The organism is Sphingomonas sabuli (genome assembly GCF_014352855.1).
Lineage (GTDB): Bacteria > Pseudomonadota > Alphaproteobacteria > Sphingomonadales > Sphingomonadaceae > Sphingomicrobium > Sphingomicrobium sabuli.
Genome location: NZ_CP060697.1, coordinates 2,308,507 through 2,331,842 on the forward strand (window position 1 = coordinate 2,308,507; position 23,336 = coordinate 2,331,842).

24 protein-coding genes are annotated in these 23,336 nt (G+C 64.0%); 11 read left to right on the forward strand and 13 right to left on the reverse strand.

Going from position 1 to position 23,336, the window contains the following annotated elements; genetic code table 11:
* Window positions 1-99: 99 nt before the first annotated feature.
* The 9 genes from H8M03_RS11520 to H8M03_RS11560 form a co-directional block, all read right to left on the reverse strand.
* The gene (locus H8M03_RS11520; protein WP_187479568.1) at window positions 100-1,671 is read right to left on the reverse strand and encodes a recombinase family protein; all 1,572 of its coding nucleotides are present in this window, start codon (window positions 1,669-1,671) and stop codon (window positions 100-102) included.
* A complete protein-coding gene (locus H8M03_RS11525; protein ID WP_222931877.1) occupies window positions 1,668-2,081 on the reverse strand; it encodes a DUF2924 domain-containing protein in 414 nt (137 codons plus the stop codon). The genes H8M03_RS11520 and H8M03_RS11525 overlap by 4 nt, the downstream gene beginning before the upstream one ends.
* Complete coding sequence (locus H8M03_RS11530) at window positions 2,078-2,323, reverse strand: DUF3489 domain-containing protein (protein WP_187479569.1); 246 nt, start codon at window positions 2,321-2,323, stop codon at window positions 2,078-2,080. The genes H8M03_RS11525 and H8M03_RS11530 overlap by 4 nt, the downstream gene beginning before the upstream one ends.
* 148 nt (window positions 2,324-2,471) lie before the next feature.
* Window positions 2,472-3,242, reverse strand: a complete 771-nt coding sequence (locus tag H8M03_RS11535) for a DUF5681 domain-containing protein (protein ID WP_187481087.1) — start codon at window positions 3,240-3,242, stop codon at window positions 2,472-2,474.
* The gene (locus tag H8M03_RS11540) at window positions 3,239-4,567 is read right to left on the reverse strand and encodes a site-specific DNA-methyltransferase (protein ID WP_222931878.1); all 1,329 of its coding nucleotides are present in this window, start codon (window positions 4,565-4,567) and stop codon (window positions 3,239-3,241) included. Before H8M03_RS11540 ends, H8M03_RS11535 begins: the two co-directional genes overlap by 4 nt.
* A gap of 226 nt (window positions 4,568-4,793) precedes the next feature.
* Window positions 4,794-5,798, reverse strand: a complete 1,005-nt coding sequence (locus tag H8M03_RS11545) for an alpha/beta hydrolase family protein (protein WP_187479570.1) — start codon at window positions 5,796-5,798, stop codon at window positions 4,794-4,796.
* Entirely contained in the window at window positions 5,782-6,288 is a 507-nt protein-coding gene (locus H8M03_RS11550) for a GNAT family N-acetyltransferase (protein ID WP_246448890.1), read from the reverse strand. Before H8M03_RS11550 ends, H8M03_RS11545 begins: the two co-directional genes overlap by 17 nt.
* A 44-nt stretch (window positions 6,289-6,332) precedes the next feature.
* Window positions 6,333-7,676, reverse strand: coding sequence for an MFS transporter (locus tag H8M03_RS11555; protein ID WP_187479572.1), 1,344 nt, complete (start codon window positions 7,674-7,676; stop codon window positions 6,333-6,335).
* The gene (locus tag H8M03_RS11560; RefSeq protein ID WP_187479573.1) at window positions 7,673-8,224 is read right to left on the reverse strand and encodes a cupin domain-containing protein; all 552 of its coding nucleotides are present in this window, start codon (window positions 8,222-8,224) and stop codon (window positions 7,673-7,675) included. Before H8M03_RS11560 ends, H8M03_RS11555 begins: the two co-directional genes overlap by 4 nt.
* A 107-nt stretch (window positions 8,225-8,331) precedes the next feature.
* On the opposite strand from H8M03_RS11560, the gene H8M03_RS11565 reads away from it, so the two are divergent.
* Window positions 8,332-9,234, forward strand: coding sequence for a LysR family transcriptional regulator (locus H8M03_RS11565; protein WP_187479574.1), 903 nt, complete (start codon window positions 8,332-8,334; stop codon window positions 9,232-9,234).
* Window positions 9,235-9,289: 55 nt separating this feature from the next.
* Here the strand turns inward: H8M03_RS11565 and H8M03_RS11570 are convergent, their stop codons facing one another.
* Complete coding sequence (locus H8M03_RS11570) at window positions 9,290-9,898, reverse strand: tyrosine-type recombinase/integrase (RefSeq protein WP_187479575.1); 609 nt, start codon at window positions 9,896-9,898, stop codon at window positions 9,290-9,292.
* A 150-nt stretch (window positions 9,899-10,048) separates the two neighbouring features.
* Between H8M03_RS11570 and chrA the strand changes: the two genes are divergently transcribed.
* Window positions 10,049-11,251, forward strand: coding sequence for a chromate efflux transporter (gene chrA, locus H8M03_RS11575; protein WP_187479576.1), 1,203 nt, complete (start codon window positions 10,049-10,051; stop codon window positions 11,249-11,251).
* A gap of 149 nt (window positions 11,252-11,400) precedes the next feature.
* Here the strand turns inward: chrA and H8M03_RS11580 are convergent, their stop codons facing one another.
* Entirely contained in the window at window positions 11,401-12,270 is an 870-nt protein-coding gene (locus H8M03_RS11580) for an outer membrane protein (RefSeq protein WP_187479577.1), read from the reverse strand.
* A gap of 35 nt (window positions 12,271-12,305) precedes the next feature.
* On the opposite strand from H8M03_RS11580, the gene H8M03_RS11585 reads away from it, so the two are divergent.
* Window positions 12,306-12,761 carry a sensor histidine kinase gene (locus H8M03_RS11585; protein WP_187479578.1) on the forward strand — a complete coding sequence of 152 codons (456 nt, stop codon included), beginning with the start codon at window positions 12,306-12,308 and terminating at the stop codon, window positions 12,759-12,761.
* A gap of 322 nt (window positions 12,762-13,083) precedes the next feature.
* On the opposite strand, the gene H8M03_RS11590 is transcribed toward H8M03_RS11585, so the two are convergent.
* Window positions 13,084-14,508, reverse strand: coding sequence for a TonB-dependent receptor domain-containing protein (locus H8M03_RS11590; protein WP_187479579.1), 1,425 nt, complete (start codon window positions 14,506-14,508; stop codon window positions 13,084-13,086).
* A 22-nt stretch (window positions 14,509-14,530) separates the two neighbouring features.
* Window positions 14,531-15,013, reverse strand: a complete 483-nt coding sequence (locus H8M03_RS11595; RefSeq protein ID WP_187479580.1) for a hypothetical protein — start codon at window positions 15,011-15,013, stop codon at window positions 14,531-14,533.
* Between the two features lie 129 nt (window positions 15,014-15,142).
* Between H8M03_RS11595 and H8M03_RS11600 the strand changes: the two genes are divergently transcribed.
* From H8M03_RS11600 to H8M03_RS11635, 8 genes are all read left to right on the forward strand, one after another.
* On the forward strand, window positions 15,143-17,209 hold the full coding sequence (locus H8M03_RS11600; RefSeq protein WP_187479581.1) for a protein-disulfide reductase DsbD family protein: 2,067 nt from the start codon (window positions 15,143-15,145) through the stop codon (window positions 17,207-17,209).
* A 13-nt stretch (window positions 17,210-17,222) separates the two neighbouring features.
* Complete coding sequence (locus H8M03_RS11605; protein WP_187479582.1) at window positions 17,223-17,837, forward strand: thioredoxin family protein; 615 nt, start codon at window positions 17,223-17,225, stop codon at window positions 17,835-17,837.
* Window positions 17,838-17,881: 44 nt separating this feature from the next.
* Window positions 17,882-18,979: a serine hydrolase domain-containing protein gene (locus H8M03_RS11610; protein WP_187479583.1), complete on the forward strand. Its 1,098-nt coding sequence runs from the start codon at window positions 17,882-17,884 to the stop codon at window positions 18,977-18,979.
* Between the two features lie 77 nt (window positions 18,980-19,056).
* Window positions 19,057-20,184, forward strand: coding sequence for a sensor histidine kinase (locus H8M03_RS11615; protein ID WP_187479584.1), 1,128 nt, complete (start codon window positions 19,057-19,059; stop codon window positions 20,182-20,184).
* The gene (locus H8M03_RS11620) at window positions 20,181-20,825 is read left to right on the forward strand and encodes a response regulator (protein ID WP_187479585.1); all 645 of its coding nucleotides are present in this window, start codon (window positions 20,181-20,183) and stop codon (window positions 20,823-20,825) included. The genes H8M03_RS11615 and H8M03_RS11620 overlap by 4 nt, the downstream gene beginning before the upstream one ends.
* A gap of 90 nt (window positions 20,826-20,915) precedes the next feature.
* Entirely contained in the window at window positions 20,916-21,347 is a 432-nt protein-coding gene (locus H8M03_RS11625) for a copper chaperone PCu(A)C (protein WP_187479586.1), read from the forward strand.
* Entirely contained in the window at window positions 21,344-21,940 is a 597-nt protein-coding gene (locus tag H8M03_RS11630) for an SCO family protein (protein WP_187479587.1), read from the forward strand. Before H8M03_RS11625 ends, H8M03_RS11630 begins: the two co-directional genes overlap by 4 nt.
* Window positions 21,940-23,322 carry a protein adenylyltransferase SelO family protein gene (locus H8M03_RS11635; RefSeq protein ID WP_187479588.1) on the forward strand — a complete coding sequence of 461 codons (1,383 nt, stop codon included), beginning with the start codon at window positions 21,940-21,942 and terminating at the stop codon, window positions 23,320-23,322. The genes H8M03_RS11630 and H8M03_RS11635 overlap by 1 nt, the downstream gene beginning before the upstream one ends.
* Window positions 23,323-23,336: the final 14 nt, after the last annotated feature.

A 23,336-nucleotide genomic window follows, 5' to 3' on the forward strand; every position in this document is an offset into this window, starting at 1 on the left:
GCCCGTGCAGGTCTCAAATCGACCCTCAAACGACTGTAAGAAGACCGTTTGCTAACGGCCAACATCAGCCGAAAGCGATTCCGATCAGGTTACCGCTGTTTAAACTTGATCAGCCCATGCAAGTGAAACCCGTTCCGCAGCAAGTAGCTCGAGAGACTCCGAGCGCTTCCCTTTCAGAATTGCTTTCTGGACCGCCGGCGCGAGAAGTCCCAGGGCCATGACACGCCGCTGGCGCTGCCATGAGGGTGCTCTCGCCCGACGGTGTTCCTGTGGTTCTGTCGGCGACATCGAATGCTCCCGCAGAAGCCGGTGCGCGGACCGGAGCAGCGAAATCGCATCGCCATTCGCGGCCTCGACCGCGACGCGACCGATTAATCTGCCCCCGCGGAAGACGGGCTGCCGGTCAACGACAGTGCGGAGAAGGTTGCCCTCGATGGCGACGCGATGCGGTTCAATATGCGCCTGCAGACGCGAAGTTGCCCCCGCTGCAGGTTCGTGCGGCTCCAGTAGCGCGCCGGCGTCAACCACAATTTGGATGCTCCGATCGCGCAGTTCGACGCGATCGAGCAGCGACAGCGCATCCTCGGAGGTGACACTCCGCTGGAAGAGGCTGGAGAGCGTGTGGAGCACAAGCCGCTCCAGGCGCGCAGCGGGAACCCTTCTCGCCGGCTTGGGGCTGTCTGGCCCGGGATCCAGCGAGCCCGACACATAGTAGCGGTAGAGCCTGCCGCCGCGCCCGTAGCTGAAGCTGGTCGTCATGACCTTGCCATCAGCGTCGCGAGCAAAACCAGCCAGCCAACACTCGTCCTTGCGCTTCGGTGCCTCACGCCGCTTCTTTCGATTCTCGGCAAGCGCCGCCTGGACCTCGTCGAACAGCTGCTTGCTCACGATCGCCTCGTGCTCGCCGTCGTGCACTACACCGCGGTGGACGATCTCGCCGAGGTAGAGGCGGTTCTGCAGCAGATAGTAGAGCGCGCCGCAGCTGAACGGTTTGCCGCCATGCTCCTTGCCCGAGCGCGACGTCCATCGCTTCGAGAGGATTCCGTCGCGGCGCAGCTCTTTCATCAGCGCCACGCCTGACCCGAGGCCGAGATAGCGGGTGAAGATGTGCCGCACCTGGTCGGCCTCCGCCGTGTTCACCACCAGTCGGCGTTCCTGGAGATCGTAGCCGAGCGGGATGTTCCCGCCCATCCACATGCCCTTGGCTTTCGACGCGGCAATCTTGTCGCGAATGCGCTCGCCGGTGACCTCGCGCTCGAACTGCGCGAACGACAACAGCACGTTGAGCGTCAGCCGACCCATGCTGGTCGTGGTGTTGAAGGCTTGGGTTATGCTGACGAACGAGACTCCTCGCGCGTCCAGGCGTTCAACGATCTTCGCGAAGTCCATCAGCGAGCGGGTGAGCCGGTCCACCTTGTAGACGACAATGATGTCGACCTTGCCGGCGTCGATGTCGGCAAGGAGGCGCTGCATCGCGGGCCGATCGAGATTGCCGCCGGAATAGCCGCCGTCGTCGTAGCGGGCGGGGAGGCCGTTCCAGCCTTCGCCGGTCTGCGAGCGGATGTAGGCCTCGCAGGCCTCGCGTTGCGCGTCGAGGCTGTTGAACTCCTGCTCAAGGCCCTCTTCGGTCGATTTGCGCGTGTAGATCGCGCAGCGAACTCGCTTGGTCACTTCGGCTGTTCTCGAAGCCCGAAGAACCTGAGGCCGTTCCAGCGCGTGCCGGTGATCTCCCGCGCAACCTGTGACAGGCTGCGATAATCGTGGTCGTCATACCTGAACCCGCTTTCCAAGACGTCGACCTCGTGACGCCGGCCCTGCCATTCGCGCGACAGTCGCGTGCCGGGCTCCAGCACGGGTGTGGGCGGCGGGAGTGTCTCAGCGTTCAGCAGGCGAATCGTTGCCGCATCAAGCCCGCCGAACGCATCCGCCTGGATTTTCCACGCAAGCAGTCGCGCGAGCAATTCCGTCGAGCGCATCTTCGGCGGCTCGCCGTAGCGCCTGCGCCATTCGTCTCTCAGACCATGGAGGTCGAGCGCCTCGAGCGCTCGAACCTCCGCTGTTATCCGATCGGCCTTCTTCACGCGACCGGCTCGGCTCTGATCGAATAGCGCGTTGCGCCATCGACCTTCCGTTTGTCGATCGTGAAGCCTTTCTTGCGCAGGCCGGTGAACGCTGCGCGCGCGCTGTGCCGAAGCCAGCCAGTCGCTTCCACGATCTCGTCGAGTGTGGCACCGCCGTCGCGCCGGAGCATTTCGAGCGCGGTGTCTTTCGTGCTCGGCTGCTTAGCCGATGCCTGTCGCTTGTTCGCTTTTCCTTTGGTCATTGTGGGCGTCCTCTGTCGTGGGCCAGCATGATTGCTGTCCCACCACCCACAGCCCCGCCGGTCGCGCCGGCTAGGGCGGCGGCCGCATCAGCGACCGCGATTCACATGAACAGCAATGCTCGCTTTGCGGTCGAAGTCGAGTTGGTTTTCAAGCGGCCTCAGACTCGGAATCGTCACCGTCTTCTTCCTCGTTGTCAGCAACCCGGGCACGACCTTCCAACTTGGCTTGATAGCGTTCCGGCAGCGCGTCGTTGATCTTGTCGAAAATCCTTTGCTCGAAGAGGCGCCAGTCTCGGTAGCGCTCTGCGTACTCAGGTTCTTCTTTTTCGAGGCGAGCGTATTCGAGAACCTCTCCCTGAGCTTCGTTGCGGCGCGCGATCAACTCGTCCCACTTTGCCTTTTCTTCTTTAGTCATCGGACCCGCGATTCGAAAAGAACCACTGCGATAGTCGATCAGGACGTCATCCGGATGTGGGAGCGGCTGGGGATCGGGAAGGCCAAGCTTCTTGCAGCGCTCGATTTCCTGGTTCCATTTCACTTTGTACTCGGTGAACGACTCCATCAGCTCATACTGAGCCTGGAACTGCTCCTTCTCGATGTTCTGCACCAGCTGTGCGAGTGTCTTTTGAGCGAAGCGATTACCCTTCACCGCGGCTACGCCCATGGCGCGAAACACTGCCTGGATCGCCGGCAGCTCGATCAGAGTATCACCCTCGCGCAGGACCACGGGGCGATATGCTTCGGCCAGCAACATGTCCTGCGTCGGTCTGTCGGAGCCTTTCAGTGGGGTTTTGTTTTTCGCTCCCTTTGGACGACCACGCGGATTGCCCGACACTCCCTTTTGGAACCGGTGTTCGGCGGGCGGCTTGCCGTAGCCGACGAGGTACCCCTTACTCGTTTCCTTGTCGTCTCTGCTCATGCGGCCGCTCCCAACTCAGGAGCGGAACGTTGCTCGGCGACATCCTCGAAGCAGTCGCGTCCTGCCAGCTTTGCACGCTTGCCAGTGAACTTTTCCCATCGGCGGATGATCGTGTCGCAATACGCGGGATCGAATTCGATTAGGCGGGCGCAGCGACCGGTCTTTTCGGCAGCAATCAAGGTTGAACCCGAGCCCCCGAAGCAATCGAGAACGATCTCGCCGCGCCGGCTGCAGTCGCGGATCGCGTCGGCGATCAGCGCCACGGGCTTTACCGTTGGGTGCATTGCCAGCTCTTCGTTGCGCGAGGCGGTCGGGCTGCTAATGCCTGCATAATCCCAAACGTTCGTTCGGTAGCGACCGGTCTCACCCAGGCCGAAGCTATTGGTGTGCGGGGCAGTGCCGATCTTGAACACGAATACGAGCTCGTGCTTGGAACGATAGAAGGCACCCATCCCGCCGTTGGTTTTGTTCCATACACACAGGTTCTTGAACTCGGTGAACGCCGAGCGCCCGGCAGTGACCAACTCGCCCATGTGCCGCCAGTCCATGCAGACATAAGCAATGGCACCGTCGCGGCAGCACTTTGCGGCGTTGCCGAGGGTCTCGGTCAGGAACTGGGTGAAGGCAGTCTCGGACATCTCGCCGGCGCCCATTGCAAACTCGCGGTGGCGAACCTGGCCCAGTCCGCAGACGTGGCCGTCGATCGGCACGTTGTAGGGCGGGTCAGTGAAGACGAGATCGGCGCTCGCTCCGTCCAAGAGCAACGCGAAATGGTCCGCTTTCCGGGAGTCACCGCAGAGCAGACGATGGCGGCCCAGGTGCCAGAGATCACCCTGTCGGCTAACCGTCACCTCCGCAATCGGGGGAACTTCGTCTTCGGGCTGATCCGCACCGTCAGCAGAGCTTTCGCTTGCGGCGTCGAGCACCAGGTCGATTTCCGCGAGCGAGAAACCAGTCAGCTCGACGTCAAACTCGAGGTCTACGAGTGCCTGCAGCTCGATCGCCAGTATCTCGCGGTCCCATCCAGCATTGAGAGCCAGCTTGTTGTCCGCGAGAACGTAGGCACGCCGTTCGTCTGGACTGAGATGCGACAGCGGCAGTGTCGAGACCTCTTCGAGCCCGAGCAGCTTGGCGGCTGCAAGACGGCCGTGACCGGCGATGACTGACCCGTCGTCGGCGATGAGGATCGGGTTCGTGAATCCGAACCGTTCAATCGAATCAGCGATCTGTCGGATCTGTTTTTTGGAGTGTGTTCGAGCGTTGCGCTCGTACGGTCTTAGCTCAGAGACTTTTCTGTACGCGATTGCGACACGTGTATTCGACACTCTGTTTCCCCCACCGCATTTGCGTCTCCCCCCTTCCGAAGCCGCATTTCACCCGCAGGATAAGATAGCCAATTTGCGAAACAAAGCAAGAACAAACCAGCTACAAAACAGAACGTCTCGTCGCAAATGCCACTCTAATGTTCGCAGGATCCGAACCGCCTCTTAGCAGTCAGTCTGTCGCTGTGACGGTCTGCGCTTAGTGTCCGTTTCCGACCCATTGCGGACACTAGGGCCCCATCGTCAACTTGAAGAACCTGACCACATCCGCGTTGAACTGCTGATGAAAGGCTGCGCGGGCGAAGCCCTTCGGGTCGCTGCACAGTTCGCGGGGGCCGATCAAACCACAAGGCATGAGGAACGAGAAATGAACTGCATTCGGGACTGCATGCATTTCCGCCTTCGCTCCGAGTAAATTTGCAATGTGCTTCGCGTTGGTCGGCAAGGGCACCGTCTGATCAGCAGTGCCACCCCAGAGTTGCACGGGCACATTGACGCCGGACAGGCTTGCCGCGTCGAATGTGAAGCCAAGGCCGGGCGCCGCCAGGACCGCAGCTCGGATACGTCCGTCTGACGGCCAGGATGTCCGCCGGAAATTCTCGTATCTCTTCGGTAAGGTCGTCTTGCAGATGAACTCGGAGTGCGCCGCACACTCAGTATAAATGCGGCTCAGGTCCGGTCTGCCGCCGATGGCGATGAGGCCTGTCGTAGCGCCTGCAGAAAATCCGAATATGCCGATCCGTTGTGCATCGACGTGGGCGCGATCCTTCCACGAGGTGAGCGCTCCGTCGATTGTCTTCTGTATGTGCCGCGTGCGGTTCAGGAGCCACGGCTCGATGTCGCTTGCTGTTTCGAAGGTGTCGCCGGGATGCGTCGGCGCGATGACGATGAACCCGTTCTCGGCCAACGCAATCGCTGTGTCGGCGTGGCTTACGGCAGATCCCGCAGTGCCGTGTGAGAATATAATCAGCGGCAGCCGCGCGCCGTCTACCGGACCATTCGTCGCGACGCGTTGCCCGCCGCTCCCCAGCAGCATGAAGCCGGGTTTGGCTGTCGTTGGATACCAGACGCCGGCAGCAATCCGCGAATGTCCCGGATCGGCAATGGCGATCTGCTGGAAGCCCACCGGCCGCTTAGGCTCAATTGCTGACTGGTAGACGTAAAGCGCTAGTCCCGCGACGACCAGCAGCAGGACGAGGACGACTCCTCCAAGGATCTTAAGTGCCCGTTTCATCGCGCTTCTCCCCTTCGGCGTAGAGTTGGACGTCGAGTTGCAGGTAGACGCTGTCACAGGGCCGCCCGTTGACGACGTAGGTCGCCGTCTCCCTCCCGGTTTCCACGAACCCGCACTTTTCGAGAAGCCGAAGGCAGGCGGCGTTGCGCGGGTCTACGTCGGCGGTAAGCTCATCGGAGCCGCGCCGTTTCACATGTTTGATGTACGCTTGAAGCGCCTCCTTCGCAAAGCCGCGGCCCCAGCAGTGGCGGCTGATGATGAAGCCTAATTCCGGAGGGCGCCAGGTGCCGAGCTTGCCGATGACGACGCCATCGTACTCAATCACGAACTCATCACTTTCGTGCGCCGCGTCGGCCGCAATCATGCCTGCGAGCCATGCCTCCGTTTGCGAGAGATCAACGTGCGGCGGCGTCGACCAAAAGCGCATCACTTCGGCATCCGACATGATCGCGTGAATGGCTGAGAGATCGCAAGCGCGCGCGCGGCGCATGCGTAGCCGCTCCGTACGAAGCTCCCGGGTGCGATTTGCAGTTGTCACGCGTCGCATAGGGCTGGTCCTCGTGGCGCGTGGCTCAGCTGCCGCAGAGAGAAAAGCGCGGCGGCTAAGCTGAATAGCGCAGCTAGAAAAAAGATGCAGGGCAGCGTACCGATTGGCGGCGACAAGGTGAAGGTGAGTGAGACAATCACACCGCCGGCGGTTTGACCGGTGAGCCGTGCCGTTCCCTGGATTCCGCCCGCTGCTTCGCCCCGGTCTTCCGGCGCCAGCAGGAACAGGTTGCGGTTGTTCGGTATCTGGAACAGGCCGAATCCGGCGCCGCACACGGTGGCGTAGAAGGCAAGCACCACCGGGCCCGGCTGCAACGCTGCAATCGCCAATAGCGCTGCCGATAGGATCAGCGTGCCCGAGGCACACAGAGTGGCGGTACTGACCCGCTCCGCCAGCTTTGCAGCCAACCGACTGGTCAACGCGACCGTCAGCGGCCAGCAGGCAAGCACCTGGCCGGTAACAACTGCGTTCTGGCGCAATGTGTTCTGCAGGTAGAAGGGCAGCGCAAGCAGACCCGCAGACTGGGCAACGAAGCAGAGCATCGAGGCGCTGACTGCAAGGCGCAAACTACGGTCTCCCATGAGGTCCAGCGGGAGGAGCGGCGCAGCTCTGAACCGGTTGCGCCGGACCAGAAAGCCAAGACACGCTGCTCCTGCGAACGCGAGAAGTGCGGCTGCAAACGGTATCGCGACGAGGTTTTCGAGGGCCAAGAAGAGAAGCGCCGCTGCCGCCGCGTGGAATACGATGCTGCGCGGGTCGGCACGCGTACCCCTGCCGCTATCCGCCGGAAGCGCGGAGGCGGCGGCGAACGCGAGCATCCCGACGGGCAGGTTAAGCAGGAACAGCGCCGGCCAGGATGCCGCAGCAAGCACGAATGCGCCGATCGCGGGCGCCGCGGCCGCGCAGATTGCCACGTTTAGCGCGTTCCAGCCGATCGCCGCGCCAAGACGATCGCGTCCGAGCACGCTTCGCAGCAACGGAATGCCCAAAGCCATCACGGCCGCGCCGCCGATGCCCTGCACGAACCGAGCTACGACAAGCGCAGGGAAACTGGAGGCAAGCGCCGCCGCCAATGACGCCGCGGTGAAGATGGACACGCCGAGTACGAACAGCCTGCGACTGCCATACCGGCCGGCGACGTGCGCCGCCGGAAGTAAGGCCATCAGGAGGGCAAGCTGATATGAGCTCGTCACCAGGACTATGGTTGCCGGCGAGACGTGAAGCGCCGCGGAAATCGTGGGCAACGCCACGTTGGTGATCCCCGCATCGAGCACCACCAGCGCCATCGCGAGGAGAACGGCGATGGTCCCAGCGACTTCGCGACCCGTCATTCGCACGGCTGCGGCGCGACCCATCTTCCATCCCGCTCGACGAAGCGCGTGACCTTGCGTTCAACCTGGTCCTCGTGTCGCAGGTCCCGTTCGGTGAACCGGAACAGCAGCGCCGTTGGACTGAGGCAGCGCGTGTCATGGATGTCGCCGGGAAGGTAGGCCAGCGCGGTTCCAGGTTCGAGAATGGTCTCGTCCCGCAAGACAAGCTCGAGCGTTCCGTCGGGACGAGCGACTTTCCCGTAAGTTCGTATCTCGAGAGCGCCCGACTGCACGGCATAGACTACCCAGCCGCGTCCGTGATCGTGCGGCGGCCGAAAGAGACCTTGGTTCTCTGTGTGCGCAAGCAGCATAAAGCCCTGCGTGGGGCTGCGAAGAAGCTCCCGGCTCGCGGGCTTTTCCTGTCGCAGCGACGCAAGCCAGAGTTCGGCAGCGTCGGCGCACGTCAACTTGGCAAGTGCGCTGCGGCAGGTGTCAACCAACTCGGAGCTGATCGGGCCCCAAGCACCTGCAACCCTATCGGCAAAATCATCGAGAGCCGTGCGTTCCACGTATCAGCCTCCTGCGGTCAGAGCACCGAACTACGCTCGTTTAACATGAGGCGGTAGGCGCACTATTTGCATTCTATCATTGCGCCTGACGCTATATATACCACGCAATGCAACCGGATCTGAACCTGCTTCGCACGCTCGACGTTCTGCTTGAGGAAGGCAGCGTCGCAAAAGCGGCGCGGAGGCTCCATCTGAGCCCTTCGGCGATGAGCAGGACGCTCGCCCGGCTAAGAGAGGTTACCGGCGATCAGCTGCTGGTTCGGGCAGGCCGGGGCCTCGTTCCAACCAAGCGTTCCGAGGACATCCGGCAGCAGGTGCGAAGCCTGGTGCAGGACGCTGACATCCTATTGCGACCTCAGGAAGGGCTGAACCTCTCGACCCTCCAGCGGACATTCACTCTGCGCACCAGCGACGGATTTGCAGAGACGTTCGGGCAGGCTCTCATCCGCAAGATCCACGACGAAGCGCCGGGCGTTCAGCTTCGCTTCGTGCGGAAGCTCGACAAAGACAGCGCCGGATTGCGCGAAGGGTCCATCGACCTGGAGACCGGCGTCGTTGCAGGGCCGATCAGTCCTGAGGTCCGCTCGCAAGCCCTGTTCACGGACCGTTACGTTGGAGTTGTGTCGGCCCAGCACCCGCTGATCGGTCGGAAGATGACGCCCCAAGTCTACACTGGCTGGCCGCATGTGATCGCCTGGCGTGCCGGTCTGGATCTCGGTCGTGTCGACGAGTTGCTCGATGACTTCGGGCTGGCAAGGAAGGTGATGACAACGGTCGACGGTTTCGCGACCGCTCTTGCTTTGTGCCGCGGCTCAGAGCTCATTGCCACGGTGCCGGAAAAACACACGGCTGCCCTCCGCGAAGGTATGCACACCTTTCCGGTGCCTTTACCGGCCAAGGAGTTCACGCTCTCCCTGCTCTGGCATCCACGTCTAGACGGAGATCTAGCACACCGTTGGCTGCGCGAAGCCGTGCGCGCCGCTTGTGGATCGACGCTTCCAATCCACTGATTAATATCCGTTTTCCACCCAAAGCTGCCGTCCGCTTTCCACCCATTGCGTACATTCAGATCTCCAGCGCGGCCGACATTTCTAAGGCATCGTCCAGTTCAACGCCGAGATAGCGGACGGTGCTCTCCAGCTTGGTGTCGCCAAGGAGCAGCTGGCACGCTCTTAGATTGCCGGTCTTCCGGTAAAGCAGCGAGACTTTCGTACGTCTGAGGCTGTGAGTTGCATAAGCCGAAGGTTCGAGCCCGATTAGCTTTACCCACTGTTTGACGAGCCGAGCATACTGCCGAGCTGACAAGTGGCACTCTCGATTCATCCGGCTCGGAAACAGCCAGTCTTTTGAGCCTGCCCTTCGCTGCTCCAGCCACCTGGAGATCGACTGGCGCGCTTGGTCGGTAATCTCAAACTGAACGGGTCGGCCGGTTTTTTGCTGAATAACCATGCCCCGCTTGCGCACTACAGCACCGACGAGCACGTCTGACGATCGGAGTGTCACCACGTCGCAGCCGCGAAGCTTGCTGTCGATCGCAACGTCGAGAAGCGCCAGATCGCGCCAACGTCTCTCCACCTGGAGCCTCACCCGCATTCCCGAGATGTGCATCGGCTTCAGCGGAAGCTTGGCACCCCTGAAATGTTGTTGGAGGTGGGTCGTGGATGGATTGAGCATTGGTGCCTCCTCGAAAGAAAACACCAACGGACGATCATCCGCTTAGCTTCTGTTTTGGGTGGAAAACGGACGCTCGGTCTGGCCTAACTTTCCCTAGCGATTGACCGGGCAATCGCCGTTCTGCAACTTCGGCGCTTCACGGAGCGGCGGATGACGACGAACGCGCGCGAAGAAACGTTACTCGCGATATTTCTCCGTTTCCTTCGCTTCGGCTTTCTCGCCTGGGGTGGACCAGTTGCGCAGATTGCCTTGATCAAGCGCGAGCTCGTTGAGGAACAGCGGTGGATTGAGCCGTCCCGCTTCAACCGGCTTCTTGCGATTTACCAAGTCCTTCCCGGACCGGAAGCGCACGAGCTTTGCGTACATTTCGGCATGCTGAAGCGCGGGCGTCTCGGCGGTTTTCTTGCCGGCCTCGGTTTCATGTTGCCGGGGCTTGTCCTGATCCTGATAATCGCGTGGCTCTACCAACGGCTGGATCTTCACGATCCGCGAATAGCAATTGTCTTTCTCGGGATTCAGATCGGCGTCATCAGCCTTATCGTTCGCGCGGTGCATCGGATTGCCGATCACACGCTGACCGATCCCTTGTTGTGGGCAATCGGTCCCGCATGCGCTGCCGGCGCGGCCCTGGACGTCAGCTTCTGGATCACGTTGCCGGCGGCGGGACTGACCTACGCGGCCCTCTCGGCTCGCCGCTACGCAGTGGCGATTGTCATCATCGGAGTCGCATTGCTCCTGGCCGTCCTGACGACTGGCAATACGCTCCTTCTGGGCTCGAGAGTGCCAACCGGGACGATTGCACAAGTACCGTGGGGCAGCGTCGCACCGCTTGCCTTGTTCCTTTCCGGGCTGAAGGCGGGCCTGCTGACTTTTGGGGGAGCTTACACGGCCATTCCCTTTGTTCGGGGCGACGCAGTCGGCCGTGGCTGGATTAGCGAAGGACAGTTTTTAGATAGCCTCGCGCTTTCGGGCATCATTCCAGCGCCGCTCATAATCTTCGCGACCTTCGTTGGCTATGTCGCGGGAGGGCTTCCCGGCGCCCTTGCGATGACAGCCGGCATCTTCATGCCCGCTTTTGCATTCGCGTTCCTCTTCTACGAGCGCCTTGAGCAAGTGGTGGAGAACGAGCACCTCCACACTATTCTCGAAGGTGTTGCTGCTGGCGTCGTTGGACTAATCGGTGTCACCGCGATTCAGCTGGCGTGGAACGTCAGTCGCTCCGTACCTTCGCTGCCGGTCGCCACAATCATCTTCGCGATTGGGCTGGCCGTCCTGTATCTGTGGCGATCCAAGTTGAATGTACCCGCAGTCGTCCTGGGCTCGGCGGCGATGGGAGGCTTGTTTTTTAGCTGACTGAATGTCCGCAATGGGTGGAAAGCGGACGCTAGCCCCACCCTGCAGCGGCCGCGGAGAGGCGCGTTTATTAGGTACCTCCGACTCGGGTCTAGAAAAATGGCCCGGACGATTTCTCGCCCGGGCCGTCTGTCAGTGCTTAGCTAGTTTTATCCGCGCTCTGGTGCCGGGGCCGGTGGTGGCGGCGGCGGCGGCGGAGCCGGGCAAATGTCGGTTGCCATGATAACCGTGCCATCGGGGCAGGTCTGCGTCGCCGGGGGAGGCGGCGGCGGAGGTGCCGGTGCGGCGACAGGCATCGGAGCCATCGCCGCGGCCGGCGCGCCGAAATTGTAGATCAGGCTGGCGAGAACGCTGTGCGAGCTGAAGTGGTTGCTGCTTGCAAAGCCAACGCCGGCGTCGGCGACCGTCGCATTCTCGTTGAAGTTAAGCTTCGCTGTCCGGAAATAGCGATATTTCAGGCCGACACCGACGCTGGAGGTAACCGGGATGCGAACACCGGCGATGCCCTGGTAGGCCCAGGCATTGTCGCTGTCGCCGAGGAGTTTGACCCTGGCGCGTCCGGCGCCGACACCGCCGTACACCGACGCTCCGCCGAGCTCGAAGTCGACGAGGCCGTTGACCATCCCGGAAAGGACGGTGACCTTGTCATTGAGATCGAAATTGCTGTTTGCCAGCGTAACTCCGGTTGCGTCCCGATAGGCGGTAACGAATGACGGATTCAGCTGGAGGCTGTCGGTCTTCGCGCGCTTGTAGCCAAGCTCTCCCTCGAGCCTGAATATGCCGAAATCGTAGCCGCCGATCGCGTCCACGTCGAACCCGGTTTTGGAATTGACGGTTGCGACATTCTTGTACGTCGCGTCCGGAATCGCGGGGCTCATGTAGTTCACGTTGGCGTTCACGTTCGTGTCCTTGGGGAACATGACGCCGCCTTCGATGCCGACATACGGGCCGACGGTTTGAGCGAGCGCGGGTGACGCGATCGCAGCAGCCGCAACAGCGGCTAGGAAATAGTTCTTCATCAGATTGTACCTTGGTTGACGCGCATCAAAGAGTGATGTCCATCGCTACACTTCAAAAGCAACTTGCAATGAAAAGCGCGGACAAGGTCGAACTGATGAAATATCTCGCTGACTTGTGCGCCAGCATCGGCGCGTCAATGATCGACAACCCTAACCGCATTTCCCTGTCGTCCAATGTCGACGACACCGTCACGAATGCTAATATTTCGGTTAGCCTTGGGTTGATAGTTACCGAGCTTGTCATAAACGCCCTGAAACACGCCTTCCCCGGCCGGAATCAGAAGGGCAAAATCGAAGTCGACTACTCATCGAGCGAGGAAGGTTGGACTCTGACGGTTGAGGACGACGGGGACGGCATGCCCGCGGAGAGCGATACAAAGCCTGGACTTGGCACTGGGATTGTCGAAGCTCTCGCGAAACAACTGGATGCCACTGTCGAGGTGGCGGACCAGAACCCCGGCACGAAAGTGACTGTTGCGCACCTTTCTTGAGACATGCTGGCGCACCGACTGACCAAGCCTCAAGTGTCGGACTTGGGTCGAAAACGGACACTAGCCCTTCGCTGTTTCGCCATAACCTGCGCCTGGCGCGTCCCTGTTCGTGTCGTTCCGCTTCCCTGTAACGGGGGATCAATTCCCTGTTCGGTTGATTAGGGAACTCGCCTTCAAAAACAGCGGAAAACTGCCGCTCCCGCGGGGGCGCCTCGCGGTCTTCGGCGGCAGATAAGAAGAATTTCCCTGTAAACTACCATTTTCAGGGAATTTCCGTGGAGACTTGTGCTCCTCCAACTGGCCGCACCTCCACCTTCCTCGTTCAGAAATCCGCCGCGAGCGTTGCGGCGACGCGGCGGGTGTCGCTGAAGCGCAGCGATCCGTTCGACGCCGCGTCCCACGCGTAGCTGTCGAACAGGTTGGTCACCTGGACGCGCAGGACGGCCGGGACCGCAGCAAGCTTGAACCGGTAGCGCGCGCCGATGTCGACCGTCGTCTTGGGGCCGGTCGTCAACTGTTCTCCGCCCAGCGCTTCGTGCACCTGGGAGCCGGCGGCCTGACTGCTGCGGTTGTTGAGACCCAAGTCGATGGACAATGGGGCGAAGAAGGGCAGGCGATAATCGGCGTTGAAGCGCAGCGTACGGCCCGCGATGCCAACCGGCTTCGGCCCGATCACGCCCAGGCTGACGGCCTCGCCCGAAACTTCGGCATCGAGGAGGACGGCGCCGCCGATCACGGTCAGCCCCGGCGCGGGCTGTCCCGCCAGCGACAGTTCGATCCCGCGATGGCGGACCGTGCCGAGCTGGCGATAGACGCGGTCGGGATCGAGCGTGAAATAGGGTTTGCGCACGTCGAACAGGCCGGCGACGAAATTGACACCAGGCGCGATCGTATAGCGGATGCCGGCGTCCCGCTGGCTGGTGCGCAGCGCCGGCGGTGCACTGTTGCGGTTGACCGCATTCGCGGGCGCGGTGCCGCTTTCTTCAAGTCCGCGGGTGTAGCCGGCATATGCGACGAGCTTCGGCGTCAGATAGGCGGCGACGGTGCCGTTGATGAGCCACGGATCGTCCTTCGTCACTAGCGGCGACAGGCCCGGGAGATTGCTGACCTTTTCATAGTTGGCCTTCTGGACGCCTAAGCTGAGCTCGCCGACGCCCGGCCAGCGACCCTCATAGCCGATGCCGCCGGTGAGCTGGCGGATGTGATCGTCGGAATCCGCCCCGAACAGGAATTCAGGTTCGGGCGCATCCACCCGGGTCGCGATCGAGGCCGGGCCAAGGTCGACGACCGCGGTCGGTCCGTAATTGCGGCGGGTAGCGCGCCCGCGCGCCGTGACGTGGATGGTATGCCGCCGGCCGCCTTCGGTGCGTGTGTGAGACAGGCGAGCCTCGCCGGACGTCGACCGCGACGACGCGTCTTCACTGGCCACCACGGTGCGGTTCGCCGATCCGTCAGGCTGGACGTTGCGATACAATTCGGTGCGCAATTGCGTGGCGACGTTTTCCCAGCGGAATAGCCCGCCGCGCACTTGCCAGCTGTACGACAGCGCGACCGTCGCGAGGCTGCCGAAGAAGTGCCGCCTGGCCTTGCTGATTGTCCAGTCGAGCCCGAAATATCGCCGCTCCACCTTGGGCGGCAGGTAGGCGCCGCCGGTAAAGATCAGCGGCATGTTGCGGTCGTGCGGGATCATCACGTTGCCGTAGAAACTGTTGACCTCGACCCGGTCGCTGGGCCGCCAGCGGAGCACGCCGCCCAACTGCGTGCTGCGATTATCGTCGCCGTCGAACGCCTCCTGGTATCGGTAGGAGAAGCCGGCGGCGAGGCTGAGGCGGTCGCGGACGATCGGCAGCTGGCCGTCGAGATCGAACCCGTGAGAGCCGAACGGGCCAAGATATGACCGGGCTCAACACCGCCTCGTTGCCGGACTTACGCAGCGCGAAGTCGGCGATGCCGGTCGGGGCCGGGAAGGGGTAGCTTTGCGCGGTCAGCCCGACACGGATCGTCGACCCGCTGGCAATCCGCCCGAAGCCGCCATGTTCTGTCAGCGAAAGACCTTCCAGGCGGATGTTGCCGGCCTGGCCCGCACTAAAGCCGCGCACGTCATCGGGGCTGTACAGGCCGATCTTCTCATTGCCGACACTGGTGCCGAAAGCGTCACCTGCGGACTTCACCGCATTTTCATCGGCGCGCTGCGCCAGCGCGGGGGCGGCGGAAGCGAGTAGGAAAATTGCAGCGCCAAACGACCGGATCATGAAAGCCCTTCCCATTGTGTCGGGCAAATGTGCGGGTCGCCGGTGCGCAGCATAAGTGCCGGTCAGCCCCGCCAAGACCATGACCTTCGGCACCTGTTTCGACCTGCGAACGGTGCCAGCAATGCCGTCATGACCAGACTTTTCCTTCGGATCGCGGCCTGGGCCGCTCATGCGATTGTTGCGGCACTGCTGCTGGGCTCAGTGGCCCGGGCGCAGCTTCCGCCCGCTGGCGAGAACGCGATCAGCGCGCGCCTGCTGGCGGAATCGCCGACGGTCGCGCCCGGCGGGAAGGTGACGCTCGCGATTGCCATGCAGCCGCGGCCGGGGTGGCATGGCTATTGGCAGAACCCGGGCGACAGCGGCGGCGAAACCAAGGTCGACTGGACGCTCCCGGCCGGTGTCACCGCGGGGCCGCTACAATATCCGGTGCCGCACCGGCTGCTGTTCTCCGGCATGATGAATTACGTCTACGAAAGCGGTTACGCGCTGCTGGTCGACATCGCCGTGCCGCAGGGGATTGCGGCGGGCTCGTCGCTGCCGGTGCGGGCGAAGGTCGATTATATCGCCTGCACGTCGGAGGTGTGCGTTCCCGAAAAGGCGGAGCTTGCGTTGACCCTGCGCGCCGGGGCGCCGAGCACCGCCAATGCGGCGACGTTCGATGGTTTCAGGAAGGCCCTGCCCAAGCCGCTCGGCAGCCAGGCGCGGTTCGAACTTGCCGGCGACCGGTTCCGGCTGGCCGTGCCGCTCCCGGCCGGGGTGGCGGCGAAATCGCCCTATTTCTATCCGCTCAGTTACGGCGCGTTCGAACATAATGCCGTGCAGACCGTGACTCGCACCGGCGACACGTTGATCGTCGACGTCGAATCGGCGGGCTCAGCGCCGACGGAGGTCGCGGGCGTACTCGATCTCGGTACGGGCACCGGCCTGTCGCTGACGGCTGTTCCCGGACCGGTGGCTGCTGCCGGGGCGGCACCGGGTGCCACGTCCGAAACGGGGCTGACGGCCATCCTCGCGGCCCTGTTCGGCGCGATCCTCGGCGGGCTGCTGCTCAACCTCATGCCGTGCGTTTTTCCGATCCTCAGCCTCAAGGCCCTCAGCCTGGCCAAGGCGGGCGGAGAAGAAGGCGCGGCGCGGCGCGATGCCCTCGCTTATACGGCTGGCGCGGTGCTGACCTGCCTTGCGCTCGGCGCCGGGCTGCTGGCACTGCGCGCGACCGGCGTTGCGGCAGGCTGGGCCTTCCAGCTGCAGGATCCGCGAGTCATCTTCATCCTCCTGCTGCTGGTCACGGCCATCGCGCTCAACCTGGCGGGACTGTTCGAACTGCCCGCCGTTACTGGCGGCGACCGGCTGGCCGGCCAACGCGGCGCGCGCGGGTCGTTCTGGACCGGTGCGCTGGCGGCCTTCGTGGCGACCCCTTGCACGGGACCCTTCATGGGGGTCGCCCTCGGTGCTGCGCTCATCCTGCCAGTGGCTGCGGCGCTGGCGATCTTTGCCGGTCTCGGCCTCGGGCTTGCCTTGCCTTTCCTGCTTCTCGGCTTCGTCCCGGCCCTGCGCCGGCAGCTGCCGCGCCCGGGACCCTGGATGGCGCGTTTCCGCCGCCTGCTGTCGATCCCGATGTTCGTCACTGCACTCGCGCTGGCGTGGGTGCTCGGGCGGCAATCGGGCGCCGATGGCATGGCCCTCGGGCTTGCCGCGGCACTTGCGCTCGCTCTTGCCTTGTGGATCGCCGGCCGCCGGCAGCAGGGCGGCGGGCGCGCCTGGCTGGGCCTTGTGCCGGCGGCCGCTGCGGCAGTTGCAGCCCTGGTTTTCCTGCCCGCCGCGGGCAGCACCGTGACGCCAGCTTCCAAGTCGGCCGAGAGCAATCTCAAGACCGAACCGTTCAGTGAGGCGCGGCTGGCCGAGCTGCAGCAAGGCGGGCGCAAGGTGTTCGTCTATTTCACCGCCGACTGGTGCCTGACCTGCAAGGTCAACGAAAAGGTCGCGCTGGAACGGTCCGACGTCGCCAAGGCCTTCGGAACGGGCGAGGTCGCGGTCCTGGTCGGCGACTGGACGACGGGCGATGCGGCGATCGGCCGGTTTCTCGAAGCCCACGGCCGCTCGGGCGTCCCGCTCTACCTTTTCTACGCGCCGGGCCGTCCGGTCGTGACATTGCCGCAGGTGCTGACCCCGGCCCGCCTCATTTCACTCGTCAGCTAGAAGGAAGAAACCCATGAGACTGTCGTTGCCCATCTATGCCACCGTGGCCTTGCTGGCCGCGTGCACCGATACCCCCCAGGTTCAGGCCGCCAATGTCATCGGCAAGCCCGCGCCGAACTTCACGCTTCCCAGCATCGATGGAAAGCAGGTCAGCCTGTCCGACTATCGCGGCAAGACCGTGGTGCTGGAATGGACCAACCCCGAATGCCCGTTCGTGCGCAAGCATTACGGTAGCGGCAATATGCAGAAGACGCAGGCCACGGCGATCAAGGACGGAGCCGTGTGGCTGTCGATCAATTCCGGCGCGCCCGGAAACCAGGGGCACATGACCGCTGCCGAAGCGAAGGGCGTCGTGGCCAAGTCCGGCGCGCGGCCGACCGCTTACCTGCTCGATCCGTCGGGCAAGGTCGGCCACGCCTATGACGCGAAGACCACGCCGCACATGTACATCATCAACAAGTCCGGGACGCTGGTTTACGCAGGCGGCATCGACGACAAGCCGAGCGCCGACCAGGCCGACATCAAGACCGCCCGCAACCACGTCCTTGCCGCGCTCGCGGAAATCAAGGCCGGCAAGAAGGTGTCGGTCGCGACGGCCCGGCCCTACGGCTGCTCGGTGAAATATTGATGGCGGGACGAACGCGCCCTGCGCTGATTGCGCTTGCCGTTCTGATGTCGTCGGCCGGGGCCGCGGTCGCGGCGGTTCCGACCGCCCCGGCTTCGCCGGGCAAAGAGGCGGCGGCAAGCTATTTCCCGCCGGACGAGGAGCTGCAGAAGATGCTCGTCACTGTCGTCGGCCGCGGCGAGGTCAAGGGCGTCGTGCTTGGCCTGCTCGAACCGGACGGCCGCCGCCGAATCGTCAGCTTCGGCGATGCGGGCACAGGCGAGCCGCCGCTATCCGGCGACACGGGTTTCGAGATCGGGTCGATCACCAAGACCTTCACCACGACCGTCTTGGCGGACATGGTCCGCAAGGGGGAAGTCGCGCTGGATGACCCCGTGTCCAAGTATCTGCCCGCCGGCGTGCGCGTGCCATCCCGCGGCGGGCGGCAGATCACTCTAGTCGATCTTGCGACGCACATGTCGGGCCTGCCGCGGTCGCCCGTCGGATACCAGGTACCCGACATGAACAATCCGTTCGCAGCGTTCGAGGCCAAGCACCTTTACGCCTTCCTGTCGTCCTACGAACTAGATCGAGATATTGGCGCCCGCTTCGAATATTCGAACCTCGGCGGCGGCCTGCTCGGCCATGCACTGGCCCGGGCGGCAGGCGCTGCTTCGATAGACGCCCTGATCGGCGAACGCATCCTCGCTCCACTTGGCATGTCGGCAACGGGTTTCGGTCGCCAGTCCAATTTGCGCCATCCGATGGCCAAGGGCCACAATCCGCAGGGCGAGGTCGTCCCTCACTGGACGTGGGCCGTTCTGGCCGGGGCAGGCGGGCTGCGTTCAACTGCCGCCGACATGCTGACCTACCTCGAAGCCAATATCGGCGCGCCACAATCGCCGCTGGAGGCGGCGATGCGGGATGCGCATCAGCCGCGCAGGCCCACCAGCGACAGGGGCGACAGCGTCGCCCTCGGCTGGCAGCACCTCCAACGCGGCGGCCGTACGATCATCCACCACGGCGCTCGCACCAGCGGATTTCAATCCTACATCGGCTTCGACCCGCAAACTGGGGCGGGGGCAATCGTGTTGGGCAATTCTCGCGGCTTCAACGCGCATTCCACGATTGTTCTGCAGATGCTCCGGGTGCCGGGCGCGCCATGATCCGCGCATCGCGGCGGGCGCGTAACCATGACTTCCGACCTATGGCAACTCCGCAGACTATCTGGCAAATTCGCGCCATGACACGCCATTTCAGCAGCCGGCATCGCTGGCTCTTCAGTCTCGCGGCCCTGTTCGTCTGGGCCGTGATTGGTGCGCGGGTGGTCGAATCGATCGTCACCGCCACGCCGTTGCGAGGGTCGCTGGTCTCGCCGTTATGGCTGGTCCCGTTTGCGCTGTGCGGCCTAGCAATGCTTGGCTCGATGACGCTGCGGCTGTCCAAGGTGCAATGGTGGTCGCTCATCGCGGTCCAGTTCGTCTCGATCCTGGCAATGATCGTGCTGCTCAACTGGTCGCTGATGGCGATGTTTCTCGTGCCTTTGGCCTGGCAGGTCGGCTTTGCTCTGCCGGCCCTTCGCGCGGTTGGGCTGGTCCTGGCGCAAACGATCGTCGCCAACCTCGTCCTCGCCATCGTGCCCAACCCGGACCTTTGCTGGGTCAACTGGATGGCGTTCGGGCTGCAGATGTCGACGCTGGTCACCGCGGTCGCCCTGCGGCGCGAAGCGGAAACCGCAGAGGCGCTGGCAAGCGCGCATGCGGTCATCGCCAACAATGCCCGCGACGCGGAACGGACGCGTATCTCCCGCGAACTCCACGATGCCTGGGGTCACGAACTCACCGCGCTCGGCTTGCAGCTGGAAATCGCCAGCCATGTCAGCGACCTCGGGCGCGCCAACGACCATGTACTCAAGGCGCGCGGTCTTGCCAGCGAACTCCTGGGGAAGGTCCGCGACGTCGTTTCGACATTGCGCGAAGCCGAGCGCTGCGACCTAAAGCAAGCGCTCGAAGCGCTGGCCGAACGCGTGCCGTCGCCGGCCGTGCACGTCGACGTATCGTCGCGCGTGCAGCTCACGCCCGACCAGGCGTACGCCCTAATGCGGTGCGCGCAGGAAGCGGTGACTAATGCCGTGCGCCATTCCCAGGCCAAGAACCTGTGGCTTCAGGTCGCGTCCGACGAAGGCGGCGTGCGGTTGATCGCGCAGGATGACGGCGCGGCCCGCCCGGCGCCGTCGAAGGCCGGTTCCGGACTGCGCGGCATGCGCGAGCGGGTCGAACTGCTGGGCGGAAAGCTCGCGGTCCGCAAGGAGCGCGGCGCAGGCTTCACCGTCGATGCGTGGCTGCCGCTGGGACCGCCGCAACCCGCATGATCCGGGTTGTCCTTGTCGACGACCAGATGCTCGTCCGCCAAGGGGTGCGGGGGCTGCTCGAACTCCTGCCCGATATCGAAGTCGTCGGCGAAGCGTGCGACGGCGAGGAAGCGCTGGCGGTCGTGCCGGAGCTCAAGCCCGACGTGCTTTTGCTCGACGTGCGCATGCCGCGGCTCGACGGCATTGCGGTGCTCAAGGGGCTGGCCGCCATGGACGCGTTGCCGCCGACGCTTGTGCTGACGACGTTCGACGATGGCGATGCCGCGCTCGAAGCGGCCAAGGCCGGGGCCAAGGGCCTGATGCTCAAGGACGTGTCGCTGGAACAGCTGGCGGAGGCGATCCGATCGCTGGCCGGCAATGGCTCGGCGCTGCAGCCGGCGATGACCGAAAGCCTGATGGCCGCCATCCGCCGCAACGCCGAACCCCCGCCCGACGATTTCAAGGGCGACACGCTGACCGCCCGCGAGCGCGAGATCCTCCACCTCATTTGCGCGGGCTACAGCAACAAGGAAATCGCCGACGTGCTGTCGCTCGCGGAAGGCACCGTGAAGAACCACGTTTCCAACCTGCTGCTCAAGCTTGGCGCCCGCGACCGGACTCGCGCCGCCTTGAAGGCGTTGCAGCACGGGCATCTGCGCTAGGCTCCAAATACGTATCGGCAGCTTGCCGACCTCGTCAGGGCAGCGGCTTCGGTTGACGCCGGCAAGCGTGCTGGCCCACAGGGCCGCGTGATGAAACCTGCCCTTTATCTCGCCGCCGTCCTGCTCACCGCCTGCAGCGGGGAGGCGCCGGCCCCCGACGTCGCCGTGCAGGACGCCTGGGTGCGCGCGACGCTGCCCGGCCAATCGGTCGGCGCGGCCTATCTGACCATCGCCAACCGGGGCGGCGGGACGGACCGGCTGGTCGGCGTCTCCACGCCCGCCGGAAATGCTGCCTTGCATGCGTCGACCATGGACGGCGGCGTGATGCGGATGCGCGCCCTCGACGGCCTCGACATCCCGGCCAACGCCACGGTCGATCTGAAGCCGCACGGAACCCACGTCATGATCACTGGCGTTGCCCAGCCGCTCAGCACCGGACAGTCGGTGCCGCTGCGCCTGACGTTCGAAAGGTCCGGCGTGCGCGACGTCACCGCGGCGGTCCGGCCGGGGAATGCGCTGTGAAGCAGCTCCGGCTCGTCCTGTGGGGCCTCGTCGCGCTGGCGCTCGCCGGGCTTGCATTCCTCCTGTTGCGGCCGGCGCCGCCCGTTGCGAACGCGCCGCAGGTCGCCGTCCAGTCCAGCTTCGGCGCGCCGTTCAATCTGGTCGATGCGCAGGGCCGGCCCTTCGCCAGCAGTCAGCTCAACGGCACGCCCTATGCGCTGTTCTTCGGTTTCACCCATTGCCCGGATGTCTGCCCGACGACGCTGGCGCGGCTGGCGAAGCTGCGCACCGAATTGGGGCAGGGTGACGATGCCTTTCGGATCGTCTTCGTCACCGTCGATCCGGATCGCGACGGACCGAAGGAAGTCGGCGCATATGCCGATGCCTTCAACACGCCGATCGTCGGGCTGACCGGTACAGCGGCACAGATCGACCGGGTCAAAAAGGACTTCGGCATCTATTCGGCCAAGGTGCCGGGGGACGGCGCGGACTATAGCGTCGACCATACGGCGACGGTCCTGCTGTTCGACCGCAACGGCAAGTTCGTCGCAACCATCGCGCCCGACGAACAGGACGGTCCGGCGCTGGACAAGATCCGGCGCATCGCCGGCTGATGGATTATCGCCCGAACGTCCGCATCACCGAACTGGGCGACCTGTTCTACGACCCCGTGGACCCGGCGCGCTTTCCCGGCTGCATCCCGCGTTTCCGGAACGAGCGGGCAGCCGCCGGCGTCGGACTGAAGCTCGACGAGGCTGCGTGGGCAGCGCATTTCTGCCGCTTCGACGCCTTGCCGGACAATTTGCCGCAGCCGCTGGCCCTGCGGTATCACGGCCACCAGTTCCGGGTGTACAATCCCGACCTTGGCGATGGGCGCGGGTTCCTGTTCGCCCAGCTACGCGACAGCGACGGACGCTTGCTCGACCTTGGCACCAAGGGGTCGGGACAGACGCCCTACAGCCGCACCGCCGACGGACGGCTGACACTGAAAGGCGGGGTTCGCGAAATCCTCGCCGCCGAAATGCTCGAGGCGCTGGGCGTCGACACATCCCGGACCTTCGCTTTGTTTGAAACCGGCGAACAGCTGGAACGCGGCGACGAACCGTCGCCCACCCGGTCCGCCGTGCTGACGCGATTGAGCCACGGGCATATCCGCATTGGCACGTTCCAGCGCCACGCCTTCGCGCAGGACACGGGCTCACTCGACCGGCTGGTCCGCTATTGCCTTTCCCATCTCTACGGCGACACGCCGGCGGCGGACGCGGCGGAAAATGCCGCGCGCCTGTTCGATCTGGTGGCGCAGCGCACCGCCGAACTGGCCGCCAGCTACATGGCCGCGGGCTTCGTCCACGGCGTCCTCAACAGCGACAATATCAACGTCACGGGCGAGAGTTTCGATTACGGTCCATGGCGCTTCACGCCCTATTGGGACGCCGATTTCACCGCGGCCTATTTCGACCATTACGGCCTTTACGCGTTCGCCCGGCAGGCGGAGGCAATCCACTGGGACCTGGCCCAGTTGGCGGGCTGCCTGGCGTTGCTGGCCGAAAGCGCGCCCTTGTCGGAAACGCTCGACAGCTGGGGCGACCGCTTCGACCGGGCGCTGGTCGGCACGCTGTTGTGGCGGCTGGGCGTTGCGCCGCGCGGCGACGCGTCGGACCGAGAACTGGCCCGGACGCTGGTCGCGGCGCTTGCCGAACGGACCCACACGATCGACCGCGTCTTCCACGATTGGCGCGGCGGTCGCGATCCGGGAGCGCAGGCCTATCCCGCCGAACCGTTTCGCCAGCTGGCCGCGCAGCTCGACGGACGGGCCCGCCCGCCTGTTGACGGTTATTGGGCGGATGCTGAGCCGTGTTCGATGCATATCGAGGAGGTCGAGGCGATCTGGGCGGCGATCGCGGAGCGTGACGATTGGTCGCCGCTGGACGCTAAAGTGGCCGCGATTCGCCGAATGGGGCAGGCACTGATCGAAGACGGCTGTGACTTGGCTTGACCCGGATTGCCGAG